This is a genomic window from Streptomyces sp. NPDC001508 (assembly GCF_040298665.1).
Classification (GTDB): Bacteria; Actinomycetota; Actinomycetes; order Streptomycetales; family Streptomycetaceae; genus Streptomyces.
In genome coordinates this window covers 17,766-31,493 of the sequence record NZ_JBEPAP010000021.1, presented here as the reverse complement: position 1 = coordinate 31,493, position 13,728 = coordinate 17,766, and the positions used below count along the sequence as shown (strand labels likewise).

At 71.0% G+C, this 13,728-nt stretch carries 10 protein-coding genes and 1 tRNA gene; 7 read left to right on the top strand and 4 right to left on the bottom strand.

All coding sequences use genetic code 11. From position 1 onward, the window contains the following. Positions 1 to 103 precede the first annotated feature (103 nt). The 4 genes from ABT245_RS20205 (at position 104) to ABT245_RS20190 (ending at position 6,423) form a co-directional block, all read left to right on the top strand. On the top strand, positions 104 to 682 hold the full coding sequence (locus ABT245_RS20205; RefSeq protein ID WP_351735411.1) for a response regulator: 579 nt from the start codon (positions 104 to 106) through the stop codon (positions 680 to 682). A 66-nt stretch (positions 683 to 748) separates the two neighbouring features. Continuing rightward, positions 749 to 3,250 carry an aminopeptidase N gene (gene pepN / locus ABT245_RS20200; protein WP_351735409.1) on the top strand — a complete coding sequence of 834 codons (2,502 nt, stop codon included), beginning with the start codon at positions 749 to 751 and terminating at the stop codon, positions 3,248 to 3,250. Between the two features lie 405 nt (positions 3,251 to 3,655). Then, positions 3,656 to 5,014 (top strand): pyridoxal phosphate-dependent decarboxylase family protein, encoded by a 1,359-nt coding sequence (locus ABT245_RS20195; RefSeq protein WP_351735407.1) that lies wholly within the window; start codon positions 3,656 to 3,658, stop codon positions 5,012 to 5,014. Continuing rightward, on the top strand, positions 5,011 to 6,423 hold the full coding sequence (locus ABT245_RS20190) for a lysine N(6)-hydroxylase/L-ornithine N(5)-oxygenase family protein (RefSeq protein ID WP_351735405.1): 1,413 nt from the start codon (positions 5,011 to 5,013) through the stop codon (positions 6,421 to 6,423). The genes ABT245_RS20195 and ABT245_RS20190 overlap by 4 nt, the downstream gene beginning before the upstream one ends. Before the next feature lie 55 nt (positions 6,424 to 6,478). Here ABT245_RS20190 and ABT245_RS20185 read toward each other — a convergent pair whose 3' ends face one another. Then, a complete protein-coding gene (locus tag ABT245_RS20185) occupies positions 6,479 to 8,290 on the bottom strand; it encodes a bifunctional metallophosphatase/5'-nucleotidase (RefSeq protein ID WP_351735403.1) in 1,812 nt (603 codons plus the stop codon). Between the two features lie 150 nt (positions 8,291 to 8,440). Between ABT245_RS20185 and ABT245_RS20180 the strand changes: the two genes are divergently transcribed. Together ABT245_RS20180 and pyk are read left to right on the top strand one after the other, a co-directional pair. After that, positions 8,441 to 9,118, top strand: coding sequence for an SIMPL domain-containing protein (locus ABT245_RS20180; protein ID WP_351735401.1), 678 nt, complete (start codon positions 8,441 to 8,443; stop codon positions 9,116 to 9,118). A gap of 230 nt (positions 9,119 to 9,348) precedes the next feature. Further along, complete coding sequence (pyk, locus tag ABT245_RS20175; protein ID WP_351735399.1) at positions 9,349 to 10,785, top strand: pyruvate kinase; 1,437 nt, start codon at positions 9,349 to 9,351, stop codon at positions 10,783 to 10,785. Positions 10,786 to 10,890: 105 nt separating this feature from the next. Here the strand turns inward: pyk and ABT245_RS20170 are convergent. Next, positions 10,891 to 10,965, bottom strand: a tRNA-Leu gene (locus ABT245_RS20170). Positions 10,966 to 11,065: 100 nt separating this feature from the next. Between ABT245_RS20170 and ABT245_RS20165 the strand changes: the two genes are divergently transcribed. Continuing rightward, positions 11,066 to 11,728 (top strand): ANTAR domain-containing response regulator, encoded by a 663-nt coding sequence (locus tag ABT245_RS20165; protein WP_351735398.1) that lies wholly within the window; start codon positions 11,066 to 11,068, stop codon positions 11,726 to 11,728. A 369-nt stretch (positions 11,729 to 12,097) separates the two neighbouring features. On the opposite strand, the gene ABT245_RS20160 is transcribed toward ABT245_RS20165, so the two are convergent. Together ABT245_RS20160 and ABT245_RS20155 are read right to left on the bottom strand one after the other, a co-directional pair. Then, entirely contained in the window at positions 12,098 to 12,814 is a 717-nt protein-coding gene (locus tag ABT245_RS20160) for an ABC transporter ATP-binding protein (RefSeq protein WP_351735396.1), read from the bottom strand. After that, a complete protein-coding gene (locus ABT245_RS20155; RefSeq protein ID WP_351735394.1) occupies positions 12,811 to 13,722 on the bottom strand; it encodes an ABC transporter ATP-binding protein in 912 nt (303 codons plus the stop codon). Before ABT245_RS20155 ends, ABT245_RS20160 begins: the two co-directional genes overlap by 4 nt. Between the last annotated feature and the right edge of the window lie 6 nt (positions 13,723 to 13,728).

Sequence of the window (13,728 nt, the reverse complement as noted above, 5' to 3'; positions counted from 1 at the left end):
GCGGTGCCGCGCCGCCGGGCACTGTTCGTCAGCCCGCGAGTACGCGCCGTCAGTGCTCCGGCGTAAGCTGGTGGGTCACGCCAGGCGGGAGGGACGTGGGGCCATGCCGTCGGACGCCGAGATCCTCATCGTCGACGACCACCAGCACACGCTGTACGCACTGGAGCACGCCCTGGCCCCGCTGGGCCTGAGGATCGGCCGCGCCACCAGCTCGGACCAGGCACTCAAACAGGCCCTGCGCGGCCGGGTCGGCCTCCTCCTGCTCGATGTGAGCACGCCCGGTGCCTACGGCCCGGACGGACCGGACGGCCTGGACGTGGTGCGGTGCATACGCCGACTGGAGCAGACCCGGCACATCCCCGTCGTCCTGCTCACCGGCTCCGACCCGGACCGCGAACTGGCCGCGGCCGCCTTCGGGCTCGAAGTCGCCGACCTGGTCCGCACCCCGGTCGACCCCTGGGCCCTGCGCACCAAGGTCCGCCACCTGTACGCCGCCCACCAGCGCGGCCTCGCCCTGGAACGGGAGGTGCGCGAGTTGCGCGCGCTGCTCGCCGGGCGCGCCCAGGACGGGGACCGCGGCCCGCGCGCCGCCCGAGCGCATCCCGACGGCCTGATACCGCCGCACCCCGACGGCCGGGTACCGCCGCAACGCGACGCCGGGCGGCCCGCCACCGCCCAATAGCGGACATAAGCCGAGTACCGCATCCGCCCCTGTGTGTTGTCGGCGGCATCGGGCAGCATGGCCTGCATGTCCGTACTCACGCGCGACGAAGCGCACAACCGAGCACAGCTCCTCGACGTCCACCGCTACACGATCGAACTCGACCTGACCACCGGGGACGAGACCTTCGACTCGCGCACCGCGATCAGTTTCTCGGTGCGGGCGGACGCCACGAACACCGACACGTTCGTCGAGGTCAAACCCGCCGAGCTGCGCTCCGTCACGCTCGACGGACAGCCCCTCGACCCGGACTCGCTGGACGAGAACCGGCTGCCGCTGAAGAACCTCGCCGCGGGCGAGCACGAACTGCGCGTCGACGCGCGGATGCGCTACTCCCGCACCGGCGAGGGCATGCACCGCTTCACCGACCCCTCCGACGGTGAGACCTACCTCTACACCCAGCTGTTCATGGACGACGTGCAGCGCGTGTACGCCGCCTTCGACCAGCCCGACCTGAAGGCCGTCTTCGAGCTGTCCGTCACCGCCCCCGAGAGCTGGACCGTCCTCGCCAACGGAGTCACCGAGCACCTCGGCGCGGGCCGCTGGCGGGCCGCCCCCACCCCGCTGATCTCCACCTACCTCGTCGCCGTCGCCGCCGGCCCCTGGCACTCCGTGCGCACCGAGCACCGCGGTCTGCCCTTCGGCATCCACTGCCGCCGCTCCCTCGCGCCCCACCTGGACGCCGACGCCGAGGAGATCATCGACGTCACGCGCGCGTGCTTCGACCGCTACCACGAGAAATTCGAGGAGCCCTACCCCTTCGACTCCTACGACCAGGCGTTCGTCCCCGAGTTCAACGCCGGCGCCATGGAGAACCCGGGCCTGGTCACCTTCCGCGACGAGTTCGTCTTCCGCTCCGCCGTCACCGACACCGAGCGGCAGACCCGTGCCATGGTCATCGCCCATGAGATGGCCCACATGTGGTTCGGCGACCTCGTCACCCTCAAGTGGTGGGACGACATCTGGCTCAACGAGTCCTTCGCCGAGTACATGGGCTACCAGACCACCGCCGAGGCGACCCGCTTCACCGACACCTGGGTCGACTTCGGCGTCGCCCGCAAGGGCTGGGGATACAACGCCGACCAGCGCCCCTCCACCCACCCCGTCGCCCCCGAGGCCGTCGACGACACCGCCGCCGCGCTGCTCAACTTCGACGGCATCTCCTACGCCAAGGGCGCCTCCGCGCTGCGCCAGCTCGTCGCCTGGCTCGGCGAGAAGGACTTCCTGGCCGGCATCAACACCCACTTCGCCCGGCACCGGTTCGGCAACGCCACGCTCGCCGACTTCATCGACTCCCTGGCCACCGCCACCGAGCGCGACGTGCACGCCTGGGCCGACGCCTGGCTGCGCACCACCGGCGTCGACACCCTCACCCCGGCCGTCAACCCCGCCGCCGACGGCACCTGCGCGCTCACCGTCGAACACGACGGCAGCCGGCCGCACCGCATCACCGTCGGCCTGTACGACCACGACCTCACCGACGAGGGCCGACTCGTGCTGCGTGAGCGCGTCGACCTCGACATCCCGCAGACCGCGCCGCACCCCCTCGGCAAGCGGCCCGCGCTGCTGCTCCTCAACGACGGCGACCTGACCTACGCCAAGGTCCGGTTCGACGCCGAGTCCTTCGACGCGCTGCGCACGGGACTGTCCGGACTGCCGGATCCGCTCACCCGCGCGGTCGTGTGGAACGCGCTGCGGGACGCGGTCCGCGACGGCGAACTCCCGCCCGCCGCCTACCTGGACGCCGCCCGCGCCCATCTGCCGCACGAGACCGACCTCGCCCTCGTCGAGGGCGTCCTCGCCTTCGCCACCGTGCACGTGGCCGGCCGGTATGTCACGCCCGAGGACCGGCCCGCCGCGCTGGCCACGCTCTCCTCGCTCTGCCGCGACCTCATCCGGCGCACCGAGGACGGCGACAGCCCCGGCCTGCGGCTGCTCGCCGTACGCCACTTCATCGATGTCGCCGCCCACCCCGACACGATCGCCGCCTGGTTCGCCGACGGCACCGTGCCCGGCGGGCCCGAGCTGGACCCGGAGCTGCGCTGGCGCATCCTGGGCCGGCTCGCCGTGCTCGGCGCCACCGACGAGGCCGCCATCGCCGCGGAACTGGCACGCGACCCGAGCGCCAGCGGCCAGGAGGGCGCCGCACGCTGCCGCGCCGCCCTGCCCGATGCGGAGGCCAAACGGGCGGCGTGGGAGGCGATGTTCGCCGCGGACAGCGGGGCCGAGCTGTCGAACTACCTGTTCATCGCCACCGCCCGCGGCTTCTGGCAGCCCGAACAGGCCGATCTGGTACGGGAGTACGTGCCGCGCTACTACCCCGACGCGGTCGCCGTCGCCGCCCGCCGCGGCCCGGCCATCGCCGCCGCCGTCGGCCGCTGGGCCTTCCCGGCCCACGCCGTGGACGGCGAGAACCTCGCCCTCGGCGAAGCATGCCTACGCGACGGCAAGCCGACCACCGCCCTGCGCCGCTGGCTCACCGACGAACTCGACGACCTCGCCAGGGCCCTGCGTATCCGTAAGGCATAACCCCCTACGGGGTCCGCCGGGGCTTCGGCCGTTGCGCGGCGGCTGGGCGATGTACCGGTCGGCGCCCGTCCGTCGGGTCTCCCGCTTGCCCACAAGCCGGCCGAGGACTCCCCCAAGGGAACCCCTCAGCCGGGCCACCGCTCAGCCCTCCCCGGCCCCACCCCCAGCGCCCCGGCTCCGGCCCAGGCCCCAGGCCCCAGGCGGCGACCGCACGGCATCGGGCGTAGACCGTGCGGAACCGGTGGTCGAAATGTTGCCGTCGGCGCGGTACCCGACAGGTTTTCCCCGTACGGGAGTACCCACTTTCGGGTTCGATCGCCCCGCATCCCGGGCGCGTCGGGGGCGGTGCGCACAAGCTGGAAGCCACATGGTCGTTCCGCCTTCCCGCAGCCCGGAGGAGAGCCCATGAGCATGCCCCCCTTCGCCTCGTCGCCCGAAGGGCCCGACGCCCTGCGGCCGTTGCTGGACACCGTGCTCGACGCCCTGAGGGACGGCGGACGGGTGCGCGGCGGGCCGCTGCCCGCGGGCGGCCCCGAGGCGGTCGCCGCGCGGATCGCCGAGGCCGTGGGCGACGTACTGCCCGGCGAGGGCGACCCGGACGCCCTGCGCACCCTCGTGCGGGCCCTCGCCGAGGGCTCGGCCGACCCCGCCGACCCGCTGTGCGCGGCCCATCTGCACTGCCCGCCGCTCGCCGTCGCCACCGCCGCGGACCTCGCGGTGAGCGCCCTCAATCCCTCCCTGGACTCCTGGGACCAGGCGCCCGCCGCCTCCGCCCTGGAAGCCGTCGTCACCCGCCGACTCGCCCAGGAGATCGGCCTGGCCGACGCGCTCGTCACCACCGGCGGCACCGAGTCCAACCAGCTCGCGCTGCTGCTCGCCCGCGAGACACAGGGCAGCGGCGTCCGGCTCGTGTGCGGCGCCAACGCCCACCACTCGCTGCCCCGCGCCGCCTGGCTGCTGGGCCTGCCCGAACCCGTGGTCGTACCCGCGCCGCGCGGCATCCTCGACCCGGCCGCGCTCCATGACGCCGTCCTCCGGCTGCCGCGCCCCCTGCTGGTCGCCGCCACCGCCGGCACCACCGACGCCGGCCTCATCGACCCGCTCGCCGAGATCGCCGCCCTGTGCTCCGCCCACGGCGCCCGGCTGCACATCGACGCGGCCTACGGCGGGCCGCTCGTCTTCAGCGACCGGCACCGCGAACAGCTGGCCGGTCTCGAAGCCGCCCACACCGTCACCCTCGACCTGCACAAACTCGGCTGGCAGCCGGTCGCCGCGGGCCTCATCGCCGTGGCCCGCCCCCGCGAACTCGCCGTGCTCCAGCACCGCGCCGACTATCTGAACGCCGACGACGACACCGAGGCCGGCCTCCCCGACCTGCTCGGCCGCTCCCCGCGCACCACCCGCCGCCCCGACGTGTTCAAGACAGCCGTCACCCTCAAGACCCTGGGCCGCCACGGACTCGGCGCCCTGGTCGACCAGGTGTGCGCGCGGGCCCGCGAGTTCGCCGCCCTCGTCCAGGATCACCCCGGCTTCGAACTGTACGGCCGGCCCGTCATCAGCACCGTCCTGTTCCGGCCCGCCGGAGCGGACGACGACGCCGTCGCCGCCGTACGGCGCGCCCTGCTCAAGGAGGGCCGGGCCGTGCTCGGCCGCGCCCGCCTCGACGGCCGCCTCTGGCTAAAGACCACCCTCCTCACCCCCCACACCCGCCCGGGCGAACTGGCCCACCTCCTGAAGCTCGTGGAAGGAACCACGCTCAGATGACCAGCCCCCCACACCACGAGACCGAAGCCCCCCGCGATCTCGTCGGCGTCGGCATCGGCCCGTTCAACCTGTCCCTCGCCGCCCTCGCCCACCCGCTCGCCGAACTCGACGCCGTCTTCTACGAACAGCGTCCCGGCTTCGACTGGCACCCCGGACTGCTCATCGAGGGCGCGACCGTCCAGGTCCCCTTCCTCGCCGACCTGGTGACCCTCGCCGACCCCACCAGCCAGTGGAGTTTCCTCAACCACCTCAGGAGCCGGGACCGGCTCTTCCCCTTCTACTTCGCCGAGCGCTTCCACAGCCTGCGCGCCGAGTACGACGCCTACTGCCGCTGGGTCGCCGAGAACCTTCCCGGACTGCACTTCTCCCACCGGGTCGACGCCGTCCGCTGGAATTGCCGACGGGACGTCTTCGAGGTCGACTACACCCGCCTCGACGCCGAAGGCAAGGCGGAGTCCCTCGGCCGCACCCACACCAGGAACATCGTCCTCGGCGTCGGCACCGCCCCCCATGTGCCCGATACGCTCAAGCCCCTGGTGGCGGCGCCCGATGTCCCCGTCGTGCACGCCGCCGACTACCTGGAGCACCGCGAGGCGTTCCTCGCCGCCGGGCATGTCACCGTCGTCGGCTCCGGACAGTCCGGCGCCGAGGTCTTCCTGGACCTGCTGCGCCACCGCCCGCCCGGCCGCGAACGGCTCCACTGGCTGGGCCGCACGGAGGCGTTCGCGCCCATGGAGTACTCCAAGCTGGGCCTGGAACACTTCACCCCCGACTACAGCCGTTACTTCCACGGCCTGTCCGAACCGGTCCGGGACCGGCTCGTCGCCGCCCAGTGGCAGCTCCACAAGGGCATCGACGCCGAGACCATCGCCGCCATCCACGACGAGCTGTACCGCCGCAGCCTGCACGGCGGCTGGCCCGACGCCGTGCTCACCCCCGGGGTCCGGGTGCGCACGGCGGACCGCGTCGCCACCACCCAGATCGAACTCCACCTGGAACACATCCAGCAGGACACCCGTTCCCGGCTCACCACGGACGCGGTCGTCCTCGCGACCGGCTACCGGGAACGCCCACTGGAGGGCATCCTCGCCGGACTCGGCCCCCAGGTGCGCCGCGACGGCGCCGGCCGCCCCGAGGTGGACGAGGCGTTCCGGCTCGTGCTCGACCCGTCCGTCACGGGGACGGCCTATGTGCAGAACGCGGAACGGCACACCCACGGCGTGGGCGCGCCCGACCTGGGGCTGGCCGCCTGGCGCAGCGCCACCATCATCAACTCCCTGACGAAGAAGGAGACCTACCCGCTGCCCGGTCGGACGGCCTTCACCAGCTTCGGGCTCGAACCGGCCCGGCCGGTGCCGCCCGCCCGGCAGGCGCGGGTACCGACCCCGCTCGTGGACGACCACAGCTGACGAACCGGCCCCGGGCCGGTGCCCGGGACCGGCCCGGGGGCCCTGGAACGAGGCCCTAGAACACCGGCGTGCCGGCCCGGGTCAGCTTCCAGTCCACCGACGCGAAGTCCTTGGGGTCCAGGACGCCCTTCGCGGTCGCCCACTCCGCGATCCGGGTCCGGATCTCCGTCGACTCCGACCACAGCTCCTGGGCCGAGGCCACGTGCGGGAACGCGCCGCCTCCGTTGGCCCGGTAGTTGTTCACCGCGAACACGAACTGCTGCGCGTCGTCCAGCGCGGCCCCGTCGAAGGTGAGGTTCTTGATCCGCGAACCGGCCGGCTGGGCGATGTCGATGTCATAACCGAGCCCCGACACATAGTCGTAGTTGTAGTCCGGACGGCCGCCCGCGTTGGTGAGCTTCTGCACGTCGACCACCACGTCGGGGGCCGTCTGGACGTAGTACTCCGCCGAGTACTCCAGGTACGCCCGCACCTGGGCGCCCGTCATCAGCTTCGCGACCAGCGTGTTGTCGTACACGTACAGGCTCGACAGGTCCCGGATCGTCACCTCGCCGGCCGGGATCTCCGAGGTGCGGGAGAACGGCGAGGCCTGCGAGATCACCGGCAGCGAGGCGTACGCGGTGCCCGCGAGCGCGGCCCTGACCACGTCCTCCTGCACCTTGTTGATGAGGTCGATGATCGGCGCGTCCTTGTAGCGGGCTTCGACCGTGGTCAGCGTCTCGGTGGCGGTGCCGACCACCTGGTTGACGTACTCGACGACCTTCGCGTGCTCGTCGGACAGCAGCTTGGTGATCTTCGGGTCGTCGGCGACGGTGTTGGAGTTGCGCAGCGAGGCGGAGACCGACTCCACCGTCCAGCGGCCCTTGGCGAACACCAGCTCGATGTCGAACAGGGTGAGCCGCTCGGCGTAGCACAGCGGCTCGGACAGCACGACCGTCCTGCCGGTCTTCTCGTTGGTGACCTTCAGCTCCGGGATCTCCACGTGGGAGTGCCCGACCAGGATCGCGTCGATGCCCGGCACCTGCTTGGCGACGTTGGCCGCCGCGTTCTCCACATACGGCACCTGGTCGCCGTACGACGACGTGCCGGACGTTCCGGAGTGCGCCGAGACGACCACGACGTCCGCGCCCATGGAGCGCAGCTTCGGCACCCACTTCGCGGCCTGCTCCTCCAGACCCGGGAACTTCAGCTTGCCCTGCACATACGCCTTGTCCCAGATGGCGATGCCCGGGTTGGTCAGGCCGAGGACGGCGACCGTGACCGGCGGGGCGCCCTTCACACGGAACTTCTTGATGAAGTACGGCGGGAAGGCGGGCCTCAGGGTCTTGGCGTCGACGGCGTTGGCGCCGAGCAGCGGGAAGCGCAGCTGGTCCTCGAACGTGCGCAGCGTTTCGATGCCGTAGTTGAACTCGTGGTTGCCGAGGGCCGCCGCGTCATAGCCGATCGCGTTCATCGCCTGGGCCATCGGGTGCACCGGGCCGCCCTTGGCGGTGATCGGGTCGACTTTCGCGTAGTAGTACGTCAGCGGGGTGCCCTGGATGGTGTCGCCGGCGTCGAGGAGCAGCGTGTTCTCGCGGCCCTTCTCCTTGCGCACCTGGTTGATCAGGGTGGAGACCCGGGCCAGGCCCATCGCGTTGCCGGCGGTGTCGGAGTACTCCGCGTCCTTGAAGTAGTCCCAGTTGAAGACGTGCCCGTGCAGATCGGTGGTGCCCATGACGGTCAGCGAGTGGCGCTTGGGCCGCTTGCCGGCCGCGCTCTTACCGGGCGACGCCGACGCCTGCGCCGGGGCTGCCGCGGCACCGGCGATCGCCACTCCCGCTCCGGTTGCTGCGGACTTCTTCAGAAACTTCCGGCGGTTCAGCGGCATCGTGCGGTCTCCTCGGGGAGTGGTTCAACAACGCGCGTAGATTCTGGCCCGGCCGGGCCGACGGCAACAGGGCCGGGAGGTTTCGATCCGGTGACCTCATCGGTGAACTCCTGGGTTCAGGCCGGGGGAAGGCGTGACAGAGTGGGGCGTATGGCCACTCCCTCGCCCGAGCTGCCCCGCGTCGCCGTGCGCGGCGAGGCGCATCTGGAAGCCGACCCGGAGATCGCCCGCATCGGCATCACCGTCACCGCCCGCGGACGGGACCGGCGTTCGGCCCTCCATGACCTCACCCGGCGCAACGCCGCCGTCCTCGACCTCGTCAAGTCCTACGGTGAGGCGGTGGAGCGCCTGGAGACGGGCTTCCTGTCCCTCACTCCGGAACTGTCGACGCACGGCCGGGGCGAGCGCGTCCGCACCTACCACGGCAGCGTGCACATCACCGCCGAACTCTCCGACTTCACGGCGCTCGGCGAATTCACCGCACGCCTCGCCGACTTGGAACTGACCCGCATCGACGGCCCCTCGTGGGCGCTGCGCCCCGACTCGCCGGTGCACGGGCAGGTCCGCCGGCAGGCGGTGCACGAGGCGGTCCGGCGGGCCCGCGAGTACGCGGAGGCGCTCGGCACCTCGTTGGCCGCGCTGGTCGAACTCGCCGACATCGGCGTGGAGCACCCCGAGCCCTACGGCCACCCCGGTGTGCGTGCCCGTTCCATGGCCTTCGCCGCGGCGGCGGAGAACGCCACGCCCCCGCTCGACCTGGAACCCCAGCGGCAGCATGTGTACGCACAGGTCAACGCCCGCTTTACGATGACACCCCCACGCCTGTGAGTGCCGGTGAAGCGGAGCGGGGCTTTCCGGGAATGCGACGGTCAGTGACCGTCCGCTGATTCCCCGGGGCCGTCCGTGAGCGGCCTTCCGGGCCGTTCTCGGTGTTCCGTATGCTCATCAGAGCGCCTGGTCGCACAATTCAACAGTTGTCAATGACCCTTTACTCAAAGGTTGTTGAGTAGTCACGTCCGGCCAATTCTCTACCCGCCGGTAAGCCCTAGGCTCGATGCATGCGCCGAGCAAAGATCGTCTGTACATTGGGGCCCGCCACCGACTCGTATGACCAGATCAAGGCACTGGTCGAGGCCGGAATGGACGTCGCCCGATTCAACCTCAGCCACGGCGGTCCTGCCGAGCACGAGGAACGGTACCGACACGTGCGGAAGGCCGCCGACGAGACCGGTCGCAGCGTCGGCCTCCTCGCCGACCTTCAAGGCCCGAAGATCCGCCTCGGCCGCTTCCTCGAAGGACCGGTACTCCTTGAACGCGGTGACGCCTTCACCATCACGGTGGAGGCGGACACCGAGGGCGACCGCAATCAGTGCGGAACCACCTACTCCGGTCTGGCCGCCGATGTCACGCCCGGTGAGCGCATCCTCGTCGACGACGGCAAGGTCTGTCTTGAGGTCACCGCGGTGGACGGCCCCCGGGTGCACACCACGGTGGTCGAGGGCGGCATGGTCTCCGACCACAAGGGCCTCAATCTGCCGGGCGTCGCCGTCTCCGTGCCCGCGCTCTCCGAGAAGGACGAGGCCGACCTCCGCTGGGCCCTGCGCACCGGCTTCGACGTCGTCGCGCTGTCCTTCGTGCGCAGCGGCAAGGACATCGAGGACGTCCACCGCATCATGGACGAGGAGGGCCGGCGCCTCCCGGTGATCGCCAAGGTCGAGAAGCCGCAGGCCGTCGACGACATCGACGGGATCGTGGCGGCCTTCGACGGCATCATGGTCGCGCGCGGCGACCTGGGCGTCGAAATGCCCCTGGAGCAGGTGCCGATCGTCCAGAAGCGCGCCGTCAAGCTCGCCAGGCGCAATGCCAAGCCGGTCATCGTGGCCACCCAGATGCTGGACTCGATGATCGAGAACTCGCGTCCCACCCGGGCCGAGGCGAGCGACGTCGCGAACGCCGTCATCGACGGCACGGACGCGGTGATGCTGTCCGGCGAGACCAGCGTCGGCAAGTACGCGGTCGAGACCGTCCGCACCATGGCCCGCATCGTCGAGGCGGCCGAGGAGGACATCCTGGCGGGCGGCCTGCCGCCGCTGACCGAGCGGAACAAGCCCCGCACCCAGGGCGGCGCGGTAGCCCGGGCGGCGGCGGAGATGGGTGACTTCCTCGGCGCGAAGTTCCTGGTCGCCTTCACCCAGTCCGGAGACACCGCCCGCCGGCTGTCCCGCTACCGCTCCCCGATCCCGCTGCTGGCCTTCACCCCGGAGCCGGCGACTCGCTCCCAACTCAGCCTCACCTGGGGTGCCGAAACCTTCCTGGGGCCGCACGCCGACTCCACCGACGCCATGGTCGCCCAGGTCGATGAACTGCTCCTGAAGTACGGCCGCTGCCAGAAGGGCGACGTCGTCGTCATCACGGCGGGCTCCCCGCCCGGTGTTTCCGGCACGACGAACATGGTGCGGGTCCACCACATCGGCGAGGACGACGGCCCCCGATAGCCAAGCCCCGAGAGCGGTGGCCGCCCCAGCGCCCGGTCACACGAAAGGGCCCCTCATCAGCAGGGGCCCCAAAAAAACACGCTGACCTTGAGATCGAAGGAAAAGTGCCCCGGGTCGGACTCGAACCGACACTGTACGGGTTTTGAATCCGTTGCCTGCTGCCAATTGGGCTACCGGGGCTCGAAGAATCAAAGGTTTTGCCTGACCCTCCGCGCGTCCACCATACCGTAGCTAGGTAGGCTCTTGTGAGCAGTACCCCTGCCCTGAACGAGGAGCCCCCGTGACCGCCGAGTCGCCCCAGCCCGTAGACGTGCCCGACGACGACAAGTCGCACGTGCCTCCGCTGACGACCCGCGTCGTCATCGCCGAGGACGAGGCGCTGATCCGGCTCGACCTGAAAGAGATGCTGGAGGAGGAGGGGTACACCGTCGTCGGGGAGGCCGGCGACGGTGAGCAGGCCGTGGAACTCGCCCGCGAGCACCGGCCCGACCTTGTGATCCTCGATGTGAAGATGCCCAAGCTGGACGGCATCTCCGCGGCCGAGAAGATCGCCGAGGAGTCCATCGCCCCGGTCCTCATGCTCACCGCCTTCTCCCAGCGCGATCTCGTCGAACGCGCCCGCGACGCCGGGGCCATGGCGTACCTGGTGAAGCCGTTCAGCAAGAGCGATGTGGTGCCGGCCATCGAGATGGCCGTCTCCCGCTTCACCGAGCTGCGGCAGCTGGAGAAGGAGGTCGCCGACCTCACACAGCGGCTGGAGACCCGCAAGCTGGTGGACCGCGCGAAGTCCATCCTCCAGACCGAGTACGGGCTGACCGAGCCGGCCGCCTTCCGGTGGATCCAGAAGACCTCCATGGACCGCCGGATGTCCATGCAGCAGGTCGCCGAGGCCGTCATCGCGGACAACGCCGAAAAAAAGGCAACCAAGCCAGACCGCCCCTGACCCCCACCCCCACAACGAGGCCCGCCCCGGATACCCCGGAGAAACGGGCCTCGCTGTGCACCAGCGCCCAAAAGGGCGCGGGGCTGTATCACCATGCGGCTCCGCCGCGCGGGCGCGACCAGCCACAACGCACCCGCAGTCGGCCGCCGACGGACCCACAACCGACCGACGCCGCCCCCGCAACCAAGCCACGCCGCACCCGCAGTCGGCCATCGACGGACCCACAACCGACCGACGCCGCCCCCGCAACCAAGCCACGCCGCACCCGCAGCCGGCCGTCGACGGACCCGCAGCCGACCGGCGCCGCAGCGCAGCCGACCGGCGCCGTAGCCGATCTACGCCACAAACACGGCCGAACCCGCGGAGCGCTCAGTCCTCGCCCAGGTATGCCTTCCGTACCGACTCGTCGTGCAGCAGTTCCTGGCCGGTGCCCGACAGGACGATCGTGCCGACCTCCATGACATGACCGTGATCGGCGAGGGACAGCGCGGCCTGGGCGTTCTGCTCGACCAGCAGAATCGTCGTGCCCTGGGACTTCAGCTCGGCGATGGTGGCCATGATCTTCTGCATCATGATCGGCGACAGCCCCATCGAGGGCTCGTCGAGCATCAGCAGCTTCGGCTGGGACATCAGCGCCCGGCCCATCGCCAGCATCTGCTGCTCACCGCCGGACAGGGTGCCCGCGGCCTGCTTGCTGCGTTCCCCGAGGATGGGGAACAGCTCGTAGGCGCGCTGGATGTCCTTCTCGATGCCCGGCCGGTCGCCGCGCAGGAAGGCGCCGAGGCGCAGATTGTCCTCGATGGTCATCCGGGGGAAGATGTGCCGCCCCTCGGGGGAGTGGGCGAGCCCCAGCGCGACCACCTGGTGCGCGGGCACCTTCTTCAGCGACTTCCCGTTGAACCGGATCTGCCCGCCGACCGGTCTGAGCAGCCCCGAGAGCGTGCGCAGCGTGGTGGTCTTGCCGGCCCCGTTGGTGCCGATGAGAGTGACCACCTCGCCGGCCTCGACCGTGAAGGAGATGCCCTTGACGGCCTCGATCTTGCCGTAGGCGACCCGCAGGTCCTCGACTTCGAGCAGTGCGGTCATCGGTCGTTCTCCTTGCCGGGCGCGGCGTCCTGCGGGGTGTCGGCGTGTGCCTCGGCGGCCTCCACCTCGGCGACCTCATCGGCGCCGGGCGCGTCCTCGAAGGGCTCGCCCAGGTAGGCGGCGACGACCCGCTCGTCGCCCCGCACGGTCGCACTGTCGCCTTCGACGAGCTTTTCGCCCTGCACGAGGACGGCGACGCGGTCGCAGAGGTTGAAGATGAAGCGCATGTCGTGCTCGATGACGAGGACGGCGATGCCCTGGTCGCGGATGGCGAAGACCAGTTCCTCGGTGGCCCGGGTCTCCTGCGGGTTCATGCCCGCGGTCGGCTCGTCGAGGAGCAGCAGCCCCGGCTCGCTGGCCAGCGCCCGGGCGATCTCCAGCTTGCGCTGCTCGCCGTAGGGCAGGTTGCGGGCCAGGTGCTCGGCCTTCCCGTCCAGGCCGACGAACCGCAGCAGTTCCATGGCGCGTTCACGGGAGGCCGCCTCGGCCCGGTGGAAGCCGGGTCCGCGCAGCAGGGCGGACCACAGGCCCTCCTTGGTGCGGGTGTGGCGGCCGACGAGGACGTTCTCCAGCACCGTCATATTGGCGAACAGCCGGATGTTCTGGAAGGTGCGGGCGATGCCGGCCGCGGTGACCTTGAACGACTTCGGCGGCAGCACGGCGCCCTTGTAGCGGACCTCGCCCTCGGTCGGAACGTACAGGCCCGTCAGACAGTTGAAGAAGGTCGTCTTGCCGGCGCCGTTCGGGCCGATCAGGCCCACGATCTCACCGCTGTCGACGGTGAGGTCGACATTGCGTACGGCGGTCAGGCCACCGAAGCGCATGGTGACACCGCGGGCGTCGAGCACGACCTGGCCGGGCGCGGGGGCCCCGGGGACGGCGCCCCGGGTGGTGATGTCGGTAGTCATCGTGGT